The sequence below is a fragment of the Planobispora rosea genome (genome assembly GCF_014648175.1).
GTDB classification, from domain to species: domain Bacteria; phylum Actinomycetota; class Actinomycetes; order Streptosporangiales; family Streptosporangiaceae; genus Planobispora; species Planobispora rosea.
Map to the genome: position 1 here is coordinate 121200 of NZ_BMQP01000012.1, position 19992 is coordinate 141191.

General features: G+C 72.0%; 18 protein-coding genes. 12 read left to right on the forward strand and 6 right to left on the reverse strand.

From position 1 onward, the window contains the following. Window positions 1-291 precede the first annotated feature (291 nt). The 3 genes from IEZ08_RS14460 to IEZ08_RS14470 form a co-directional block, all read right to left on the reverse strand. Window positions 292-2439, reverse strand: coding sequence for a serine/threonine-protein kinase (locus tag IEZ08_RS14460; RefSeq protein ID WP_189242298.1), 2148 nt, complete (start codon window positions 2437-2439; stop codon window positions 292-294). Beyond that, window positions 2439-4376, reverse strand: a complete 1938-nt coding sequence (locus IEZ08_RS14465) for a serine/threonine protein kinase (RefSeq protein WP_189242299.1) — start codon at window positions 4374-4376, stop codon at window positions 2439-2441. The genes IEZ08_RS14460 and IEZ08_RS14465 overlap by 1 nt, the downstream gene beginning before the upstream one ends. 77 nt (window positions 4377-4453) lie before the next feature. Further along, complete coding sequence (locus IEZ08_RS14470; RefSeq protein WP_229803108.1) at window positions 4454-4618, reverse strand: response regulator transcription factor; 165 nt, start codon at window positions 4616-4618, stop codon at window positions 4454-4456. On the opposite strand from IEZ08_RS14470, the gene IEZ08_RS14475 reads away from it, so the two are divergent. From IEZ08_RS14475 to IEZ08_RS14495, 5 genes are all read left to right on the forward strand, one after another. After that, window positions 4557-4928: an MDR/zinc-dependent alcohol dehydrogenase-like family protein gene (locus IEZ08_RS14475; RefSeq protein WP_229803121.1), complete on the forward strand. Its 372-nt coding sequence runs from the start codon at window positions 4557-4559 to the stop codon at window positions 4926-4928. The genes IEZ08_RS14470 and IEZ08_RS14475 overlap by 62 nt on opposite strands. An 83-nt stretch (window positions 4929-5011) precedes the next feature. Continuing rightward, on the forward strand, window positions 5012-5956 hold the full coding sequence (locus IEZ08_RS14480; RefSeq protein WP_068927961.1) for an RNA polymerase sigma-70 factor: 945 nt from the start codon (window positions 5012-5014) through the stop codon (window positions 5954-5956). Between the two features lie 109 nt (window positions 5957-6065). Continuing rightward, window positions 6066-7277, forward strand: a complete 1212-nt coding sequence (locus IEZ08_RS14485; RefSeq protein ID WP_068927960.1) for an NAD(P)/FAD-dependent oxidoreductase — start codon at window positions 6066-6068, stop codon at window positions 7275-7277. Window positions 7278-7415: 138 nt separating this feature from the next. Next, complete coding sequence (locus tag IEZ08_RS14490; RefSeq protein ID WP_068927959.1) at window positions 7416-8360, forward strand: ATP-binding cassette domain-containing protein; 945 nt, start codon at window positions 7416-7418, stop codon at window positions 8358-8360. Continuing rightward, window positions 8357-9118 carry an ABC transporter permease gene (locus IEZ08_RS14495; protein WP_068927958.1) on the forward strand — a complete coding sequence of 254 codons (762 nt, stop codon included), beginning with the start codon at window positions 8357-8359 and terminating at the stop codon, window positions 9116-9118. The genes IEZ08_RS14490 and IEZ08_RS14495 overlap by 4 nt, the downstream gene beginning before the upstream one ends. On the opposite strand, the gene IEZ08_RS14500 is transcribed toward IEZ08_RS14495, so the two are convergent. Further along, window positions 9102-12275, reverse strand: coding sequence for an AfsR/SARP family transcriptional regulator (locus IEZ08_RS14500; protein ID WP_189242301.1), 3174 nt, complete (start codon window positions 12273-12275; stop codon window positions 9102-9104). The genes IEZ08_RS14495 and IEZ08_RS14500 overlap by 17 nt on opposite strands. Window positions 12276-12539: 264 nt before the next feature. Here IEZ08_RS14500 and IEZ08_RS14505 point away from each other — a divergent pair, with 264 nt between their 5' ends. Beyond that, window positions 12540-12995, forward strand: coding sequence for an STAS domain-containing protein (locus tag IEZ08_RS14505; RefSeq protein WP_068927956.1), 456 nt, complete (start codon window positions 12540-12542; stop codon window positions 12993-12995). Here the strand turns inward: IEZ08_RS14505 and IEZ08_RS14510 are convergent. After that, window positions 12950-13357 carry a MerR family transcriptional regulator gene (locus IEZ08_RS14510; RefSeq protein ID WP_068927955.1) on the reverse strand — a complete coding sequence of 136 codons (408 nt, stop codon included), beginning with the start codon at window positions 13355-13357 and terminating at the stop codon, window positions 12950-12952. The two genes, IEZ08_RS14505 and IEZ08_RS14510, sit on opposite strands and share 46 nt — an antisense overlap. A 50-nt stretch (window positions 13358-13407) precedes the next feature. Here IEZ08_RS14510 and IEZ08_RS14515 point away from each other — a divergent pair, with 50 nt between their 5' ends. The 5 genes from IEZ08_RS14515 to IEZ08_RS14535 all read left to right on the forward strand — a co-directional run bounded on the left by IEZ08_RS14515 (window position 13408) and on the right by IEZ08_RS14535 (window position 18838). Continuing rightward, window positions 13408-14292: an NAD(P)-dependent oxidoreductase gene (locus IEZ08_RS14515; RefSeq protein WP_068927954.1), complete on the forward strand. Its 885-nt coding sequence runs from the start codon at window positions 13408-13410 to the stop codon at window positions 14290-14292. A 125-nt stretch (window positions 14293-14417) separates the two neighbouring features. Further along, window positions 14418-15185, forward strand: a complete 768-nt coding sequence (locus tag IEZ08_RS14520) for an ABC transporter ATP-binding protein (protein ID WP_068927953.1) — start codon at window positions 14418-14420, stop codon at window positions 15183-15185. Then, entirely contained in the window at window positions 15170-16969 is a 1800-nt protein-coding gene (locus IEZ08_RS14525; RefSeq protein ID WP_068927952.1) for a hypothetical protein, read from the forward strand. Before IEZ08_RS14520 ends, IEZ08_RS14525 begins: the two co-directional genes overlap by 16 nt. A gap of 10 nt (window positions 16970-16979) precedes the next feature. Beyond that, window positions 16980-18218, forward strand: a complete 1239-nt coding sequence (locus IEZ08_RS14530; protein WP_068927951.1) for a sensor histidine kinase — start codon at window positions 16980-16982, stop codon at window positions 18216-18218. Further along, entirely contained in the window at window positions 18215-18838 is a 624-nt protein-coding gene (locus tag IEZ08_RS14535; protein ID WP_068927950.1) for a response regulator, read from the forward strand. Before IEZ08_RS14530 ends, IEZ08_RS14535 begins: the two co-directional genes overlap by 4 nt. Before the next feature lie 7 nt (window positions 18839-18845). On the opposite strand, the gene IEZ08_RS14540 is transcribed toward IEZ08_RS14535, so the two are convergent. Then, the gene (locus IEZ08_RS14540; protein WP_068927949.1) at window positions 18846-19211 is read right to left on the reverse strand and encodes a DUF5997 family protein; all 366 of its coding nucleotides are present in this window, start codon (window positions 19209-19211) and stop codon (window positions 18846-18848) included. Window positions 19212-19265: 54 nt separating this feature from the next. On the opposite strand from IEZ08_RS14540, the gene IEZ08_RS14545 reads away from it, so the two are divergent. After that, the gene (locus IEZ08_RS14545; RefSeq protein WP_084780785.1) at window positions 19266-19979 is read left to right on the forward strand and encodes a LysR family substrate-binding domain-containing protein; all 714 of its coding nucleotides are present in this window, start codon (window positions 19266-19268) and stop codon (window positions 19977-19979) included. The last annotated feature ends 13 nt before the right edge of the window (window positions 19980-19992 follow it).

Below are 19992 nucleotides of genomic sequence, written 5' to 3' on the forward strand. Positions count from 1 at the left end.
TCAGGGCGCACGGTCATGATCGCGCCGGAGGCCCCCTGTCCCGCTCCGGCCGGCCCGTCGGCGAAGGGCCCGCCCGGCGTTCCGGCGACGGGGATCACCTCCGGAGCCGGGGCGATGTCATCGGACGGCAGCCGTGTTCCGCTCGGCCGGTTCCCGAGAGGGAGCAGATAGTTCGCTCGGCGAACAATGAGACGGGTGAATGTCACCCGGGCCGGGGCGTATCGCCCCGGCCGTACGCGAGGCGGTCGCGAAGGAGAACGGCCGAGCCGCGCATCGCCGCTCCTGAGGCCGTCACGGAGTGACCGCGGTGTACTCCAGGTCGATCTGATCCATCTCGGCGGCGGGCCCCTCGGCCAGGACGCGTACGGGGCGGCCCTGGAGATCGAGCACGACCACCTCCTTCTCCCTCCCCCCGGACCTGACCGCCAGCAGGTTGCGCCCGCCCAGCCAGCCGGCGAAGGCCGTCCCCTCGGCGAGGGGTACCGTGGCCTTCTTCGCGCCGGTGACGTAGTCCCACAGGCAGATGTTTCCGGATTCGTCGGGACAGACTGTGGTGACAACCGTGCCCAGCGGGGTGACCGCGACGTCACTCCACGTCATCTCGCCGACCGAGGGCAGCGTGCGGACGAGTGTGCCGTCCAGGTTCCTGACCCGGACCGCGCCGCCGGGAGCCTGCTGGATCACGGTGGTCCCGTCGGGACCCCAGGCGTAGATGCGGGGCTCGTCGTTGTCATCGGCGACGGGGACGTGCCGCCCGCGGCGCGTGGCCATGTCCACGATCGTGAAGCCTGTGCTCCGCCCTATCAGCTGCTTCGCGCCGACCGTCCCGAAGGTCGTCAGCAGCACCAGGGAGCCGTCGGGCGACCAGCGCGGGTAGCGGCTCTGCGCCGGTCGCTGGACCGTCCGCACGACGGACTGCTGCCCGGTGACCCGGTCGACGATCCGGACCTGGTCGAAGTCGAAGAAGTCGGTCTTGAAGTGCGGACTGGCCACGAAGAACGAGCCACCCGGAGACACGACGAGGTCGTGCCTGCCCTCGAACCGCTCGAAGGTGTCCCCGTCCCGGGCCCTGACGGACGCGAGGCCCGAGAGCACGGTGTCCCGGTTGTCCTCGTAGGAGGTGACCCGCCAGGAGTCCGCGGGGTTCTCCCGCAGGGTGATCCGCGTTCCCGGAATCCGTACCGACGTGGTCGACTCCGGGGCCATGGTTCCGTCGGTCCTGCGCTGCGCGAGCGGGGCCGCCGTCTCTTGATCGGCCGCCCCGCGATCCGCCGTACCGGCACCCGGGCCCTCCGGCCGTTCGCCCGCGGCCCGCGCCAGATGGATCCCCACCCCGGCGGAGAGCGCGAGCGCCACCGCGGCGAGGCCCGCCACGGCCGTACGGCGACCCCGCGCCGGAGAACCGGGACCCGGCGCGGGAAGCGTGTCCCGGAGCCCGGCCGGGTTCTCCTGGCCACCGGTCTCCCCTCCACCGGTCTCCCACCCGCCGGTCTCCCGTCCGGCGCCTTCCCGCTCACCCGCCTTCCGCCCGCCGGCTTCCCGGCCGCCGGTCCTCTGCCTCCCGGTCTCCTGCCCGGCGGCCCCGTACCCTCCCGCCTGCGCGCGTCCCTCGGCCAGCAGGCGCGGCGGCGGCACGGAATGGCCGAGCAACCGCAGCAGCGCGGTCGTGGCGGTCGGCCGCGCCGCCGGATCCTTGGCCAGGCACTGCAGGACCAGCTCCCGCAGCTCCCCCTCCAACTCGCCCAGCTTCGGCTCACCGGACAGGATCCGGTGGATGGTCGCCGGCACCGGTCCCGTCCCGAACGGGGGCGTTCCGGTCGCCGCGCAGGTCACCGTGGCCGCCCAGGCGAACATGTCGGAGGCCGGTCCGGTGGGCGCCCCGTTGAACTGCTCGGGCGCCATGTAGGGCGGAGTGCCGACGACGTGCTCGGCGGTCGCCTCGGAGTCCGCCGCCCGGGCGATGCCGAAGTCGATGACGCGGGGCCCGTCCCTGGCCAGCAGCACGTTGGCGGGCTTGAGGTCCCGGTGGACCACCCCCGCCTGGTGGATCGCCGACAGCGCGGTGAGCGTCCCGACGGCCAGCCTGCGCAGCTCGGTGCCACGCAGGACCCCGCGCTCGGAGATCACCCGCGCGAGGCTGGGGCCGTCGACGTACTCGCTCACGATGTACGGCATGCCGCCGAACTCGCCGTGCTCCAGCACCTGCGCCGTGCAGAAGGCCTTCACCCGCAGCGCCAGCTCGATCTCCCGGTGGAACTCGCGGAGCCCGGCCGAGTCGGAGTCGCCGACGCCGGTGCGCAGGAGCTTGACCGCGACCCGCTCGCCCGAAGGCGACTCGGCCAGGTAGACCACGCCCTGCCCGCCCGCGCCCAGCCTGCCGATGATGCGGTGGTGACCGATCCGTGCGGGATCGGCGGTACGCAGGGGATCGACCGGCATCAGGGGGCCGACCTGCGGGTGAAACTCAGGACCGCGGTGATGTCCTTGCCCTTGGCCTTCTCGTCGACCCTGCCCTTGATGTCGGCGAGCACCCGATGCGTCCCGCCGACGAAGTCGATCACCTGGGCCTGGCGGTTCTTCCCGACGTTCTTCACCACCAGCAGGTGGTTCTCGTTGAACCAGCCGATGAGCTCGGTCACACCGTCGTCGGGAACGGTGTGGCGGCGGTTGCCCGTCACCGTGTCCCACACGCAGATGCCCTTCTCCTTGGGACAGATGGTGGTGAAGAGCCTTCCGGACGGGGAGAACCAGTCCGTGCCCCGGGGGGTGCCCACCCAGCGCATGGTCCGGACGATCTGTCCCTGGAGGTTGTAGAAGTCGGCCCCGGGGGTCTTGCCGTCGAAGAAGCGCCGGGCGACCGTTCCGTCGGGGGCGAAGGTGAAGGGGGCGGTGGAGGAGCCGACGACCTCGGTCACCACGAGGGTGGACTTCTTCGCGGCCACGTCCACGATCACGAATCCGCCGCTCACCGGCTTGTCCTTCTGGATGACCGTGAGCAGCACCTTGGAGCCGTCCTTCGACCACACCGGGAAGGCGCTCTCGAACGGCTTCTTCACGGTCGGCACCGTGAAGGACTCACCGGTCGAGACTTTGGTGATCTTGAGGTAGTCCGTGTCCGACTGGGTGAACTTCAGGCCGGGGCTGAGGGCCACCAGTTCCTCGTCGGGTGACAGCGCCGGGGACGTCAGGTTGTCCACCTGGCGGTAGGAGTCCTTCCCCCGTTCCCGGACGTAGGTGTTGAAGGGCTCCTTCACCCACATGTACCCGCTGAGCCTGACCGGGTCCTTCGGGTGCTCGTGCAGGGTGATGCCGACCTCGGGCAGGACGATGTCCTTGGACGCCTTCTCCACCTCCTCCAGCGGGGAGAGGACGATCTCCGGCCCCGTGGCGCCGGGCGCGGCGGCGGGCAGGAGCTCTCCGGCCGGGGACGGCGTGCCCGCCGCGGCGGGCGCCGAGGCCGCCGACGGGGACGTGAGCAGGTACACGGCGCTCCCGGAGAGCAGCGCGACGGCCACGGCCCCCGCGCCGAGCAGCAGCGGCCGGCCGCGCCGTACCGGACGGGGGGCCGCCGGGGGAGGGCCGAGGTCGGTGGTGAGCAGTTCGCCGACCAGCTTGAGCAGGACGTCGCTCGCCGTGGGGCGGGCGTGCGGATCCTTGGACAGGCAGGCCGCGACGACGCCGCGCAGGTCGTCCTCCACCGCTTCCAGGTCCGGTTCGTCGTTGAGGATGCGGTTGACGGTCCCGGCCATCGAGCCGCCGTCGAAGGGGGAGCGCCCCGTCGCGGCGAACGCCAGGGTCGCGGCCCAGCCGAACAGGTCGGCCGCGGGCGCGGGCGCCTCGCCCCGGAGCAGTTCCGGGGCGGTGAAGGCCGGGACGCCGACGCTGCGGGTGTCGGCGGCGTCGGTCGAGGAGAGGGCCCTGGCCACCCCGAAGTTGATCACTCGTGGCCCGTCGGGGCCCAGCACCACGTTGTCGGGGCGGATGTCACCGTGCGTCATCCCGGCCTGGTGGACGGCGACCAGCGCCGTCATCATGCCGACCGCGAGCCGGTGCAGCGCCGGGCCCCGCAGGGTGCCCGAGGAGGCGACGGCCTCCTTGAGGCTGGGGCCGTCGATGTACTCGCTCACGATGTACGGCCGGCCGTCCGCCACCCCGGTGTCCAGGATCTCGGCGGTGCAGAACGCCGAGATCTCCCGCAGCGGCCCGGTCGCGGCGAGGAAACGCCCCGGATCGAGATCGGCCGGGAGCAGCCTGACGACGACCCGGTCCCCGCCGGGCGGGCGTCCCAGGTAGACCGCCTCCCCGAGCCGCCCGGCGATCTCGTACCCGTCCACGCTCCCGGGATCTCCCGGGCCGATCGGCGCGACATCCGGCATGTCGGCTCCCCCCTGCGGCGGTCATTGCGGATCATCAATTATGAGGATCAAGAGCGACAGGGAGCAGCATTTCGTGACTACGGGCCGGAAGCGGCCATCCAGGCGGCGATCTGCGCCCGCGAGTTGAAGCCCGGCTTGTTCATGATCGTCCGTACGTGGCTGTCCACCGTGTGCTCCGAGATGAACAGCCGCTCGCCGGTCTGCCTGTTGCTGAGCCCCTCGGCGACCAGCCGCGCCGTCACCGGCTTCCGGCCGGGGGACGAGGTGTACGGCGGCTGCGGCCTGGACCTCGTGCCGGGCACGACGGGCCTGGCCGAGTACGCCTGTCTGCTTCAGGACGGCATGCTGCGCGCGATGCCGGCCGGGCTGACGTTCGAGCAGGCCGCGGCCGTCCCGGTGGCGGCGCTCACCGCACTCCAGGGGCTGAGCGACAAGGGCCGGGTCCGGCGCGGGCACCGGGTGCTCGCGCCCACGGGCGTCTTCGTGGAGGCCGTCCGTTATCTCGAACGGGGACACGCGAGGGGCGAGGTCGTGGTCACCATGGACGGCTGACGGCTGACGGCTGACGGCTGACGGCTGACGCCGGTCCGGGCCCCATCGCGGCCGGTCCGTGCCGTGCGATCTAGGATCGGTGCATGCCCCTGACCGCGAGCGACGTCGACCGGTTCGAGGCCTCCAGACCGCGTCTGCAGGCCATCGCCTACCGCCTCCTCGGCTCCGCCGGGGAGGCCGAGGACGCCGTGCAGGAGACCTTCCTGCGCTGGCAGGCCGCCGACGTCGACCGCATCGAGGTCCCCGAGGCCTGGCTGACGAAGGTCCTCACCAACCTGTGCCTCAACCAGCTCACCTCCGCCCGGGCGCGCCGCGAGACCTATGTGGGCCAATGGCTTCCCGAGCCGCTGCTGGGAGGGGACCCGATGCTGGGCCCGGACGACACCGCCGAGCAGCGCGAATCGGTCTCCTACGCGGTCCTCACCCTCATGGAGCGCCTGTCCCCCAACGAGCGGGCGGTGTACGTGCTGCGGGAGGCCTTCGACTACCCGCACCGGGAGATCGCCGAGATCCTCGACATCACCGAGGCCGCCAGTCAGCAGATCTTCCACCGCGCCAAGAAGCACGTCGCGGAGGGCAGGGCCCGTACCGAGATCGACGAGGTCACCGCCCGGCGGATCGTCGAGGAGTTCCTGGCGGCCGCCACCAGCGGCCGGATCGAGCCGCTGGTGCGCCTGCTCACCGAGGACGCCGTCTCGATCGGCGACGGCGGCGGGAAGGTCCCGGCCCGCGCCAAGGCGTTCGAGGGCGCCGTCGCGGTCGCCACGTTCCTGCGGGGCCTGTTCAAACCCGGCCCGGCCAAGCGCGCCCTGGTCGGCGGCACGGCCGAGGTCTACGCCTGGACGGCCAACGGCGACCCCGCCGTCGTGGCCGTCGTGGACGGCCGGGTCGTCGGCATCATGTGCCTGGAGGTCACCGCCGAGGGCATCGCCGCGTTCCGCAACCAGATCAATCCCGACAAGCTCGAACGCGCGACCGCGCTCTGGGCGGCCACCGACCACGGGGAACCCCTGTTCACCGCCTTCTGAGCGTCGTGTGAGGTGCTTCACATCGCGTTCCTGTCAGGAAAGGGCGGGCTGCCCGGTTCAAGGGGCGAACCCGCGAACCCGCGGGCCCGCGTGAGACAGGAGCAAGCACATGCGGCACCGCATCATCGTCCTCGGAGCCGGATACACCGGAGCCATCGCCGCCGGCCGCCTCGCCAGGCGGCTCCGCCGCGAGGATGTCGCCATCACTCTCGTCAACGCCGAGCCCGACTTCGTCGAACGTGTCCGCATGCACCAGCTGGCGGCCGGCCAGGACCTCAAGCCCCGGCCGCTCAGCGAGATGTTCGCGGGCACCGGTGTCGAACTGAGGCTCGCCAGGGTCACCGGCGTCGACGTCGATCGCAGGACGGTCACCGTCGCCGGGACCGGGACTGAGGCCGGGGCCGGGACCGAAGAACTCGCCTACGACACGCTCGTCTACGCCCTCGGCAGCGGCTGGAACGCCCAGGGCGTCCCCGGGACCGCCGAGCACGCCTACGAGATCGCGAGCCGCCCCGGAGCGCTCCGGCTGCGCGAGCGCCTGGCCCGCCTCGACACCGGGCAGACCGTGGTCGTCGTCGGCGGCGGCCTCACCGGCCTGGAGGCCGCGACCGAGATCGCCGAGGCCCGCCCGGACCTCGACGTCGCCCTCGTCGCCCGTGGCGGCCTCGGCGACTGGCTCTCACCCAAGGGCCGCGAGCACCTGCGGAAGGTCTTCGGCAAGCTCGGGATCACCGTGCACGAGCACGCCGTCGTCACCGGAGTCGGAGCCGACCGCGTCACCACCGCCGAGGGCGAGGTCATCCCGGCCGCGGTCACCGTGTGGACCACCGGCTTCGCGGTCCACCCGATCGCGGAGGCGACCGCCCTGGAGGTCACCGGCACCGGTCAGATCGTGGTCGACGGGACCATGCGCTCGGTCTCGCACCCGGACGTGTACGCCGTCGGCGACGCGGCCATGGTGACGGGCCCCGGGGACAAGCCGCTGCGGATGTCGTGCGCCTCGGGAACGCCGACCGCGTGGCAGGCCGCCGACGCGATCGCGGCACGCCTGACCGGAGGGAAGCTCCCCGACGTGCCGATCCGCTACTTCAACCAGTGCATCTCGCTGGGCCGCAAGGAGGGCCTGATCCAGTACGTCACCGCCGACGACCGCGCCGTGCGGGCGGCCCTGACCGGACGGCTCGCCGCCGTCTACAAGGAACTGGTGTGCAAGGGCGCCGCCTGGAGCGTCGCCAACCCGACGCTCGGACTGCCGGCCCGGCGCCGCCGCGTCACGCGGGAGGAGGCCGCCGCTCGCTCGGCCGTCAAGGCGCCGGCGTAGAGCACGAGGCGCGGCGGGCGCCCTCGGGTGCGGGCGTTCTCGGGTGCGGGCGCCGGGCACCCGGGCGCGGTGTCGTGTCAGCGGCCGTGTCAGTACGGCGACGGCCCGGTATCAGGGCGGCCGACGACGGTGGACGCCATGAACGGTTCAGCGATCGCGGCCTCGGGGCTGCGGAAGGCTTACAAGGACAAGACCGTGCTCGACGGCATCGACCTGGACGTCCGGGCCGGAACGATCTTCGCCCTGCTCGGGCCCAACGGCGCCGGGAAGACCACGACGGTGAACGTGCTGACCACGCTGCTGACCCCCGACGCCGGGAAGGCGGTCGTCGCCGGGCACGACGTGGTCACGGAGACCAGGGCGGTGCGCGCGGCGATCGGGGTCACCGGGCAGTTCGCCTCGGTGGACAACCTGCTCACCGGCGAGGAGAACCTGCTGATGATGGCCGATCTCCTGCACCTGCCCAGGAAGGAGGGCAGGCGGATCACCGGCCGGTTGCTCGACCGCTTCGAGCTGGGGGAGGCGGCGGGCAAGCCGGCGGCGTCCTACTCCGGGGGCATGCGCCGCAAGCTGGACCTCGCCATGACGCTGGTCGGTGACCCGCAGATCATCTTCCTGGACGAGCCCACGACCGGACTCGATCCGCGCAGCCGCCGCACCATGTGGGAGATCATCCGGGAACTGGTCGCCGACGGTACGACGATCTTCCTCACCACCCAGTACCTCGAGGAGGCCGACCAGCTCGCCGACCGCATCGCCGTACTCGATCAGGGCCGGCTGGTCGCCGAGGGCACCGCCGACGAGCTCAAGCGCCGGATTCCGGGCAGCCACGTCCGGCTGCGGTTCACCGATCGGCACGACTTCGACGCCGCGGCACGGGTCCTGCCCGAGTCCGCGGGCGACGACGAGGAGCTGACCCTGCGCGTCCCCGGCGACGGCGGCGTCAGGTCGCTGCGCGCGCTGCTCGATCGGCTCGACGCGCATTCCATCGAAGTCGATGAGCTGTCGGTGCACACCCCGGACCTGGACGACGTCTTCCTCGCCCTCACCGGCCACGGGAACAAGGAGGTCAACGTACGATGAACGCCATCTCGGCTTCCCTGGCGGACTCCGCGACCATGCTGCGGCGCAACTTCCGGCACACGACGCGGAATCCGGTGGCGCTGTTCAACGGCATCGTCATGCCGGTCTTCCTGATGTTCCTGATGGTCTACGTGTTCGGCGGCGCGTTCAGCGTCGGCGTGGACTACGCCGACTACGCGACGCCGGGGCTGATCCTGACGACCATCTGCTACGGCATCGGCTCCACCGCGATCGCGGTGAACTCCGACATGACGAACGGGTTCATCAACCGGCTCCGCGTCATGGACGTCTCCCGGGCCGCGGTGCTGAACGCGCACGTGATCGAGAGCGTGCTCCGGAGCCTGGTGGCCATCACGCTCGTCACCGGGGTCGCGTTGCTGATGGGATTCCGGCCGTCGGCGGGTTTGGCGCAGTGGCTCGGCGTGGTCGGCATCGTCGTGCTGACGGTGGTGGCGATCAGCTGGCTGACCGTCGCGGCCGGTCTCGCGGCGAAGACGCCGGAGAGCGCGGGCATGACCGTCGTCCCGCTGATGCTCCTTCCCTTCCTGAGCAGCGCGTTCGTGCCGGCCGACAAGATGGGGCCGGGCGCGCGGCAGTTCGCGGAGCACCAGCCGTTCACCTCGATCATCGAAGCCCTGCGCGGGCTGCTGACCGGCGCGCCGTCGGCGAGCTCGATCGTCACGGCGATCGCCTGGTGCGTGGGGGTCACGCTGATCGGCTACCTGTGGGCGCGCAGGGCGTTCACGAGGCAAGGGTGATCTCGGCCAGCTCACGCCAGTCCTGCCGTCCGCCGGCACGGATCGCCTCGGTGAACACGGGTTCACCGAGGCGATCGCGCGTCTCCGCGGCGATCCTGGCGACGTCCGGGTGCGAACGATCCGGCGTGCCGCGCACGCCGTCGCTCGCCGCGAGCAGCCGCACGGCCTGCTCGTACTGTCCCCGGCGCAGGGCGAGGTCCGCGATCCCGATCAGGATGTCGGCGATCGTCGGCGGATGCGTGTGCTCCGAGACCGTGGCCGCGCGCAACGCCTCGGCCCGGTACGCGCGGGACTCGTCGAGATCCTCGGTGAGGTAGCCGTACAGGTCCATGGTCGCGGCACGGACGGAGTCGGACATCCCCTCATCGCCCAGCGCCGCCCGCACCGTGGCCAGATGCTCGCGTGCCTGGTCCGGCTCGCCGCGCCAGTACGCCAGCTGCGCCTGTGCGAGAGCCAGCTGGGCCAGGGCGTCCGGCCAGGTGATCCCGCTCACGCACCGCTGCGCCTCCGCCATGGCGGACACGCTGGAGCGCTCATCGCCGAGCAGCCAGTACAGCTGGGCCTGCCGCGCCCGCATGCCGACCACGTCCTCGATCGCGCCCGCCTCGGTCGTCGCCGTGATCGCCTCTCCGTAGTGCTCGCACGCGCGTGCGAACTCACCGCGCGAGGCGAGGCGATCGGCCAGGAAGGTCAGCGCCAGCGACATCCCCATCCGGTCGCCCAGTGCGCGGAACTCGGCGAGGGCGATCTCGGCGTCGGCGTCCACGTCGGTCTCGTCGCCGCCGAGCACGAGCCGGAACCGGCCGCGAGTGAGCCTGGCCTGCGCGCGCACCCACGGATCCTCGTCGGCGATGAGCGGCTCGACCGCGGGAAGGAACTCCGTCGGGCCCCGCAGCGTCGCCTCCAGCAGCCCGGCGAACCCGAGCATCGGGTGGCGGGACCCGCTGCGCAGGGCGAGCCGGTGCGCTTCCTGGATCCACTCCCGCGCCTGGTACTGGTCGCCGCTGACCCCGGCGGTCAGGAACATCGTCACCATGAGGTACGCCAGCGCCCGGACCTCGTCGGGCACCTCACCGCGCAGCGAGGCCGCCGCGACGCACAACTCGGTGCCCTCGGCCCGGTGCCCGCTGAGGTACCAGTACCAGCCCGAGGCCGCGACCAGCCGCATCGCCTCCTGGGCCCATCCCTCGGCGATCGCCCCGCGCAGGGCCGCGCCGATGTTGTCGTGTTCGGCCTCCAGTACGGCCAGCCATTCCAGTTGCCGGGCCGTGCGCAGGTGCGGATCGGCCGTCTCGGCCAACTCGGTGAAGTAGGCGAGATGCGCCCGCCGCGCCGACTCGCTCTCCCCGGCCTCGACGAGCCGGTGCGCCGCGTACTCCCTGATGGTGCCGAGCATCCGGTAGCGCGGCGTGCCCTCGCCGTCGGCGACCAGCAGCGACTTCTCGATCAGCGCGGTCAGCAGGTCGAGCACCTGCTCCCCGGCGACCGTCCCGTCGCCGTCCCCGTCTCCGTTCCCGTCCCCGCACACCCGCTCTGCCGCTTCCAGGCTCGCCCCGCCGGAGAAAACCGACAGCCGCCGCAGCACGCCGCGTTCGGCCTCGGTGAGCAGATCCCAGCTCCAGTCCACGACCGCGCGCAGCGTCCTGTGCCGGGCGAGGGCCGTACGGCTGCCGCCGGTCAGCAGACGGAACCGGTCATCGAGCCGGCGTGCCAGCTGATCGACGGACATGGTGCGCAGCCGTGCCGCGGCCAGTTCGATCGCCAGCGGGATCCCGTCGAGGGCCCGGCAGATCCGCGCCATGGCCGACAGGGTGTGCGCGTCGGAGCCGATGTCCTTGCGCACCAGCTCCGCGCGGTCCCGCAGCAGCCGGACCGCGGGTGAGGATCCGGCCTCGGAGGGGTCGGCTCCCCGTGCGGGCAGCGCGAGCGGCTCGACCTGCCACAGCACCTCTCCGGTGATCCCGAGCGGTTCCCTGCTGGTGGCCAGGATCCGCAGCCTGCGGCACTCTCCCAGGAGCCGATCCGCGAAAGCCGCGGCCGCCTCGATCACGTGCTCGCAGTTGTCCAGGATCAGCAGGATCGAGCGTTCCCGGATCGCGGTGACGAGCCGATCCACCGGTTCCCCGCTCGGCGCGGCACCGAGCAGTGCGTGGTCGCGCAGGCCGATCGCGGTGAGAACGGCCTGCGCCAGATCACCGCCTTCCCGCACCGGGGCCAGTTCGACCAGCCACGCCCCGTCCGGCAGCTCGGCGAGCATCGTCCGCGCGGTCTCCGTGGCCAGCCTCGTCTTGCCGGAGCCTCCCGGTCCCGTCAAGGTGACCAGCCGGTGCCTGACGACCAGACCGGTGACCGCGGAGACGTCGTCGTCCTTGCCGACGAAGCTCGTCAGCTCGGCGCGCAGGTTCGTCCTGTGGTTGTCCGCCCGCTCACCCAGCTCTCCCCGGAGCAGCGCGGTGTGCAGCGCGGAGAGCTCGGCCGACGGATCGGTGCCCAGCTCCTCGGCGAGCCGCTCGCGCGTCCGCTGGTACACGGTCAGCGCCTCGGCCGCCCGTCCCGCCTCGGCGAGCGCTCGCATCAACGCCGCCACGAACCCCTCCCGCAGCGGGTACGCGGCGACCAGCTCGGTCAGCTCGGAGACCAGCTCCGAGCCGCGGCCGAGGCGGATGTCCGCATCCACCCGGTCCCCGAGCGCGGCGACGTGGAGCTCGTCCAGACGCGCGACCGCGGCGTCGAACAGCTGGCTGTCCTGCAGCGCGATGTCCGCCATGGCCGTGCCGCGCCACAACGCCAGGGCCGAGCGGAGCAGGTCCGCCCGCGCCGCGGGCTCGGCGGTGCGGGCCTGACCGACCAGCTGCTCGAACCGGCACACGTCCACGGCGTCGGGAGCCACGGCCAGCCGGTACCCGCCGGACTCCGCCTCGATCACCGCCTCCGGCACCGCCCTGCGCAGCCGGGACACCAGCGCCTGCAGGGCGTTCACCTCGTCCGCGGGCGGCTGCCGCCCCCAGATCCAGTCCACCAGCCTCGCACGCGTGACGATCCGGCCGGGTTCGAGGGCGAGCGCTGCCAGCAGCGCACGCAGCCGAACTCCGGGAACCTCCACCACGACCCCGTCGCGGTTGCGGACCTCGAACGGTCCGAGCAATCCGACTCGCACACCGGCAATTGTGCCGTGGCCGGCGGCCGAGGTTCGTAAGGGGGAATCTTCCGTCACGGTTGGACATGGTACGCGTAGCCGCGATATATCGCGGCTTCCCCGGTGCGCTGTGCGGGCGGCCGTCCGCGCACTCACCGCTCAGCCGGTCGCGTTCGCCGGTCGATGCGCGATGCCGGTAACCCGGTAAACCGGACGCGATCACGGATTTACGGTAGGACATTCCTTGTGCCTGCCCTGCCCCTCGCCGGCACGAGGAGTGTCATCATGTCATCTGACCCCGACTCCGATCCCGAATCGATCTTCACCGTCACCGTCGGCCTGTACGCCGGCGTCCTGGTCGTGCGCGCGACCGGGCAGCTCACCGAGGTCTCCGCCCCGCTGTTACGCGCCCGGCTGTCCAGCCTGTGGGACTTCGCGGACATTCCCACGATCATCATCGACCTGGACGACGTGGTCTTCTGCGACTCGGCCGGACTGGCCGAGCTGATCGACGCCCAGCGTCACAGCCGCGCCCACGGCCGCCACCTGATACTGGCCGGCCCCGGCACCCAGCTGACGCAACTGCTGGAGATCACCGGGCTGCGGACCCACTTCGAGATCCATCCCGGGACGGCCCCGGCCCTGCGCGCGGCCATCCGGGCCCGCGCCCGGCCCGGGACGGGCGTCCCTCTGGCTCAGGCGGGGACGGACTCTAGCTCGGCGCCGTCGAAGGGCGGATAGCTCTCGCCGCCGGTCCGCTCGGCCGCGGCGATGTAGTCGGCGAGAGCGGTGCGGGACTGGGCGAGCCGGTCCATCTGGTCGTCCAGCCGCCGCAGCCGTGACCGCATCGCGGTCAGCAGCTCGGGACACCCCGGCAGTTCCGGGGCCTCTCCGACCGCGCAGGGCAGCAGGTACGCGATGTCCTCGGAGGACAGACCCGCGCCGAGCAGGTGCCGGATCTGCTTCACCCGCAGCACGGCGCTCTCGTCGTAGTTGCGGTAGCCGTTCGCGCCGCGGTCCGCCCTCAGCAGGCCCTGGGCCTCGTAGTAGCGCAGCTGATGGGTGTTGACGCCCGTACGACGGCTCAGTTCCCCGATCCGCATCGGAAATCCCCCTTGACCTTCACACCGATATCAACGTTGACGATGCTGCCATGAACCACAGAACCGATACATCCGTGACGGTCATCGGACTCGGGCTGATGGGCCAGGCCCTCGCCGGAGCGTTCCTGAAGGCCGGGCATCCCACGACCGTGTGGAACCGCACGGCCTCCAAGGCCGACCACCTGGTGGCCGCAGGCGCACGACTGGCGCCGACGGTCGGCGACGCGCTCAAGGCGAGCTCCCTGACGATCATCTGCCTCACCGACTACCAGGCCGTGTACGAGCTGCTCGGCGCGGGCGAGGCCGAGCTGGACGGCACGATGCTGGTCAACCTGACCTCGGGCACCTCGGCCCAGGCCCGGCAGGCCGCCCGATGGGCCGCGCAGCGCGGCGCCCGTTACCTGGACGGCGCCATCATGGCCGTCCCGCCGGCGATCGGGACCGCCGAGGCGGTGATTCTGCACAGCGGGCCGCAGGCGGACTTCGAGGAGCACAAGCCGGCCCTCGACGCGCTCGGCACCGTCACCTACCTCGGTGCGGACCACGGACTGGCGTCGCTGTACGACGTGGCCGGCCTCGTCATGATGTGGAGCATCCTGAACGCCTGGCTCCAGGGCACCGCCCTGCTCAGGACGGCCGGTGTCGACGCCGCGACGTACGCGCCGTTCGCCCGGCAGGTCGCCGCCGTCGTGGCCGGGTGGCTGCCCGGATACGCCGAGCAGATCGACAGCGGCTCCTTCCCGGCCGAGGTGTCGGCCCTGGAGACCGACGCACGGGCGATGGAGCACCTGATCGAGGAGAGCGAGGCGGTGGGGGTCAACGCCGAACTGCCACGGCTGATCAAGGCGATGGCCGACCGCGCGATCGCCGCCGGGCACGGCGGGGAGCAGTATCCCGTGCTGATCGGAGAGTTCGGCAGGCCGCACGCCGGCTGACCGGATCCGGCCCGAGGGGCACGGCCTCCGAGGGCCGGATCAACCGATCGGTTGATGGCCGGATCCACCGTACGGAATCCCGCTCGGACGATCCGGACGAGCCTCAGCCGGAAGATCCTCGTCCTATGACGACACATGAGGCGCCCGCGCTCCGGGCCACCGGCCTGCGCAAGGTCTTCGGCGACCGGGCGGCGGTCGAGCAGGTCGACCTGTCGGTCCCCGCCGGGTCGCTCTACGGGCTGGTCGGCCCGAACGGCGCGGGCAAGACGACGACTCTGGCGATGGCGGTGGGCCTGCTGCGGCCGGACGCGGGGCACGCCGAGATCTTCGGAGTGGACGTGTGGAAGGACACCGTCCGGGCGAAGTCGCTGATCGGGGTGTTGCCGGACGGCCACGCGATGCCCGAGCGTCTCACCGGGCGGGAGGTGCTCACCTATCTGGGGCTCCTGCGCGGCATGGCCCCGGAGGTCGTCGTGGAGCGGACCGAGGAGCTCCTGCAGGTCCTCGAACTCGACACCGCCGAGGGCACACTCGTCATCGAGTACTCCACGGGCATGCGGAAGAAGATCGGGCTCGCGGTGGCCCTCCTGCACGCACCGCGCCTGCTGGTTCTCGACGAGCCGTTCGAGGCCATCGATCCGGTCTCCGCCATGACGATCCGGACCATCCTGCGGCGCTTCGTCGAGGGAGGCGGATCGGTGGTCATCTCCAGTCACGTGATGGCGCTGGTGGAGGGGATCTGCGACCACGTCGGCGTCATCTCCGGCGGCCGGGTGGTGGCCGAGGGCCGCCTCGACGAGGTCCGCAGGAGCAGGTCCCTCGAGGAGGCCTTCGTCGAGCTGGTCGGCGCCCGAGCGGGCGGGACGGAGGGGCTGTCGTGGCTGTCGTCCTGATCCGGATGAGACTGGCGCTCCTCCGGCATGCGCTGCGCGGCGACCGCGCGTCCTCGCTCGTCCTCGGCACGGTGATCGGCCTGATCCTGGCGGTGGGCACGGTCGCCGTCGCCGTGTTCTGGCCGCCGCTGCTGCCGGCGGCACTGGCCGTCTGGCTGATGGGCTGGATCTTCGGCCCGATCTTCACGGGCGGCGGCGAGGCGCTGCGCCCCGAGTACTTCACCATGATCCCGGCCGCACCCCGCCGGATGGCCACCGCACTGCTGGCCGGGGCCTTCGCGAGTCCCGCGGTCATGATCACATCGGTGGCGCTCACCTCGATGGCGGTGTACGGCTGGCGCTTCGGCCTCCTGGCCACGCTCGTCGCCCTGGTGGCGGCGGTGATCACATTGATCACGATGGTGCTGGTCTCCCGCGTCACGGTGGCGATCTTCGGGCTGCTCGTCCGGTCCCGGGCGGCGGCGGTGCTCGCCGCCTTCGTCACCGGGACGGTCCTCGCGCTGAGCGGCAACGGCTGGGCCCTGCCCGTCGCCGCCGCCACGGCCGAGGACCTGTCGTGGGCCGGGGCGCTGGTGCGGCTGCTGCCCTCGGGGTGGGGCATCGCCGCGATCGAGTCCTCCCCGCCCGCGGCGCTCGGCATCCTGGCCGCATCCGCTCTCGTGGTCGTCCTGCTCGTGGCAGTGTGGGCGGTCCTGCTCACGCGGCGCGTCACCTCGGCCGCCCGCGGCGGCGTCCCGGCGCGCCGCCGCAGGCCGCGCCCGTTCCCCATGGTCCGGGGCGTCCGCGCCGTCGCCGCCAAGGAACTGCGCACCTGGTCACGCGATCTGATCAGGGTCCACCTGCTCAGCTTCGCCTTCTTCTACGCCGTGGTGTTCACCCTGCTGCCGGTGGCCATCGGCTGGTGGGGCATGGTGCCGTTCGTCGGTCTCATCGCGGTGCTGATGGGCGCGGGCGTGTCGGCCAACCTCTACGCCACCGACGGGACCGCGCTGTGGCTCACGCTGATGACGCCCGGCGCGGAACGCGCCGACGTCCGCGGACGGCAACTGGCCTGGCTGCTGGCCGTCGGACCGGCCACCGCCCTGCTCTCGGTCGCCGGAGCCGCCGCGAGCGGTGAGACCTGGGCCTGGCCGTGGGTGGCCGGACTGTTCCCCGCCGTCCTCGGCGGGGCGGCCGGGCTGGTGGTCCTCGTCGCCGTCACCGCGCCGGTCCCGGCGACCGATCCGCACAGGCGCGGCGGCGATCCGCTCAGCAGCGGCGCCGACGAGGGCGGGGAGACCGGGCTGGTCTGGCTGATGCTGATCGCCGTTCCCGTGACGGCGCTCCCGGCGGCGGCCGCGGTTCTGATCGAGCCCTGGGCAGGGGTGCCCGTGGGCGTGGCGACCGGGGTCCTGTGCGTCTGGGGGTTCGGCAGGATCGCCGCCAGGCGGCTCGCGTCCGGCGGGACCGAGCTGCTCGCCCTGCTGAAATACGGCTCCGCCGCCGGACGCACGGTCCGTGAGGAGGAGGCGGCGGCAGCCGCGCCCGACCTGCCCCTCGGCCACAAGATCGCGGTCATCGTGTGCTACTCCCTCGCCTGGCTGCCGCTGTTCCCGCAGGGAATCGTCCCGATGTTCTTCAAACTGTTCGGGGTGGAGGACCGCGTCTGGTTCCTGGCGCTCTACCTGCCCGACGCCTGGCAGTGGCCGACGATCACACTCATGATCTCTATCGGCCTGCTCATGTACGGCTATGCGATCCTGTTCCCCATGCGGTACAGAGCCCCCGAGACAGAACAGGCATAAGGTCGCCACCATGGCTGATCCCTTCCCCCTGTCCCGCTGGGAGCGGCGTTTCGACAGAGCCGCCGAGCTGATCCCCTACTTCTGCCTGGGCATCTCGACGATCATCAGCCTCACGACCCCGGACCGACCCGGTGGCACGGCACTGGTGACGCTGGCGCTGGCGTCCGTGGCCCTGGTCTGGCTGGTCTCGCGGACGCTGCTGCCCGGACGGTGGCGGCAGCGGCGCGGAGTCAACGCCGGCTACTTCATCGGGGTGCTCGCCACCGCGGCGGTCCTCGCGCTCCACGATCCGGTCTTCACCATCTACACGATCTCCGGGTTCTTCCTGGCCTTCCTCTTCGCCCCGTCCAGATGGACCTTCGTCGCGGTCGCCGTGACCTCCCTCGTCCTGTACGGCACCGTCCTGGACTGGTCGCAGGTGAGCGTCCAGATCGTCCTCTTCCATGTCGCGATCGTCATCGTCCAGACCTTCTCGATCGGCGGCGGCCACATCGCGGCCATCAAGATCGATGAACGGCAGCGGAGATACCGCAAGGCCCTCGACGACCTGGAGACGGCGATGAAGGAGAACGCCGACCTGCACGCCCAGCTGACGACCCAGGCCCACGAGGCGGGGGTGCTCGACGAGCGCCAGCGGATGGCCCGCGAGATCCACGACACCCTCGCCCAGGGCCTCATGGGGATCATCACGCAACTCCAGGCCGCCAAGCGGGCCGGGGACGTGAGCGACCACGTCGATGTGGCGCTCTCGCTGGCCCGGGACAGTCTGTCCGAGGCCCGGCGGTCCGTACAGGCCCTGCGGCCGCGCGAGCTGGAGGTCGCCCAGCTGCCGGACGCGCTGTCGGCCATGGCGCGGCGCTGGGCCGAAGGCTCGGGGATCGACCTGCGCTTCGAGGTGACCGGGGAGAGCGTGCCGCTCAGCTCGGCGATCGAGGTCACCCTGTTCCGCGTCGCCCAGGAGGCCCTGACCAACGTCGCCAAGCACGCGCGCGCCTCCCGGGCCGGGCTGACGCTCTCGTACGCGGGCGACGTCGTCCTGCTGGACATCCGCGACGATGGAGACGGCATCAGCGGCGTCGGCGGCGTCGGCGGTATCGACGGTGAGAACGGAAAGGGCCGGGGATTCGGGTTGAACAGCATGCGGCAACGGGTGCGGGGAGTCGGCGGCACGCTGGAGATCGAGAGCACCCCCGGAGAGGGCACGGCGGTCAGCGCCAGCGTCCCGGCCCTGCAGGCGGCCCAGAAATGATCCGGTTGCTGATCGTCGACGACCACCCGATCGTGCGCGGCGGCCTGCGCGGCGCCTTCGCCGGAGAACCCGACATCGAAGTGGCGGGTGAGGCGTCCAACGGGCGCGAGGGCGTCGAACGGGCGGCGGCCCTGGCCGTCGACGTCGTGCTCATGGACCTGCGGATGCCGGTGATGGACGGCGTCGCCGCGATCGCGGCCCTGCGCGCGTCCCATCCCGAGATCAGGGTGCTCGTGCTGACCACCTTCGACGGCGACGCCGACGTGCTGCCCGCGATCGAGGCGGGGGCCACCGGTTACCTGCTCAAGGACGCCCCGCCCGATGAGCTCCTGCGCGCCGTCCGCGCGACCGCCGCCGGCGAGGTCGTGCTGGCGCCGTGGGTCGTCGAACGGCTCGTGGGCCAGGTCCGCAATCCCGTGCGGGCCACCCTCACCGATCGGGAGCTTCAGGTGCTGCGGCTCGTCGCCGACGGCGCCTCCAACCGTCAGGCCGCCGCCCGGCTGTTCATCAGCGAGGCGAGCATCAAGACCCATCTGCTGCACATCTACGACAAGCTCGGCGTGCGCGACCGGGCCGCCGCCGTGGGCGAGGCGTACCGGCGCGGCATCCTCACCTCATGATCCGGCTCTAGCGCTGCTTGAGGCGCTGCGCCTCCTTGCGCACCTCGGCCTGGACCGCCCGCTCGCGCTGCAGCCACTCGGGGTTCTCCGCCTTGATGGCGTCGATCTCGGCGGTGGTGAGCGGCCCGGTGATGCCGCCCCTGGCCAGGCCCGAGTTGGAGACGCCCAGCTTCGCGGCGACGACCTGCCGGGGGTGCGGCCCGTTGCGCCGGAGATCCGCCAGCCAGGCCGGCGGGGCGGCCTGCAGCGCGTTCAGCTCATCTCTGGAGACGACTCCCTCCTGGAACTCGGCGGGAGTGGCCTCCAGGAGCACACCCAGCTTCTTGGCCGCGGTCGCGGGCTTCATCGTCTGGGTGGTCTTGAGCTTGGTCATGGTGTCAAGGGTATGGCGCGAAGCCGTCTCCTCTGACATCGGTACTCTGGGCAAGTGACCGACAGGGAGTTCCGGCTTGCTTACGTGCCCGGGGTGACGCCCGCCAAATGGGCCGGCGTCTGGGCCGAGCGTGTGCCCGGCGTGCCGCTCACCCTGATCCCCGTCGCCGCCGCCGACGTGGTGCGGCTCCTGCGCGACGGCGGTGCCGACGCCGGTTTCGTACGGCTGCCCGTGGACCGCGAGGGGCTCAGCGTGATTCCCCTCTATGTCGAGACCACCGTGGTTGTGGTGCCGAAGGATCACATGGTGGCCGCCGCCGACGAGGTGACCGTCGCCGACCTCGCCGACGACGAGGTGCTCCATCCGATGGACGACACCCTTGAGTGGACGGCCCTGCCGGGGCTGCCGGCCTTCACGCGTCCGGACACGACGGCGGAGGCGATCGAGCTGGTGGCGGCGGGGGCCGGGCTGCTGCTGGTCCCGCAGTCGCTGGCGCGCCTGCACCACCGCAGGGATCTGACCTACCGGCCGGTCGTGGAGACGCCGCGGTCGCAGGTCGCGCTGGCCTGGCCCACGGAGGCGACGACCGAGCTGGTGGAGGACTTCATCGGCATCGTCCGGGGACGTACGGCGAACAGCTCGCGGGGCCGTACCCCCGCGCCCGCCCAGCAGAAGACGCGGAAGCAGCCGCGGAGTCCCGCTCCGGGCGGGTCGGGCCGCCGGGGCGCGCAGACCGGCCGGGGCAGGAAGGGCCACCGCCCCCGCTGACCCGGGAAGACCG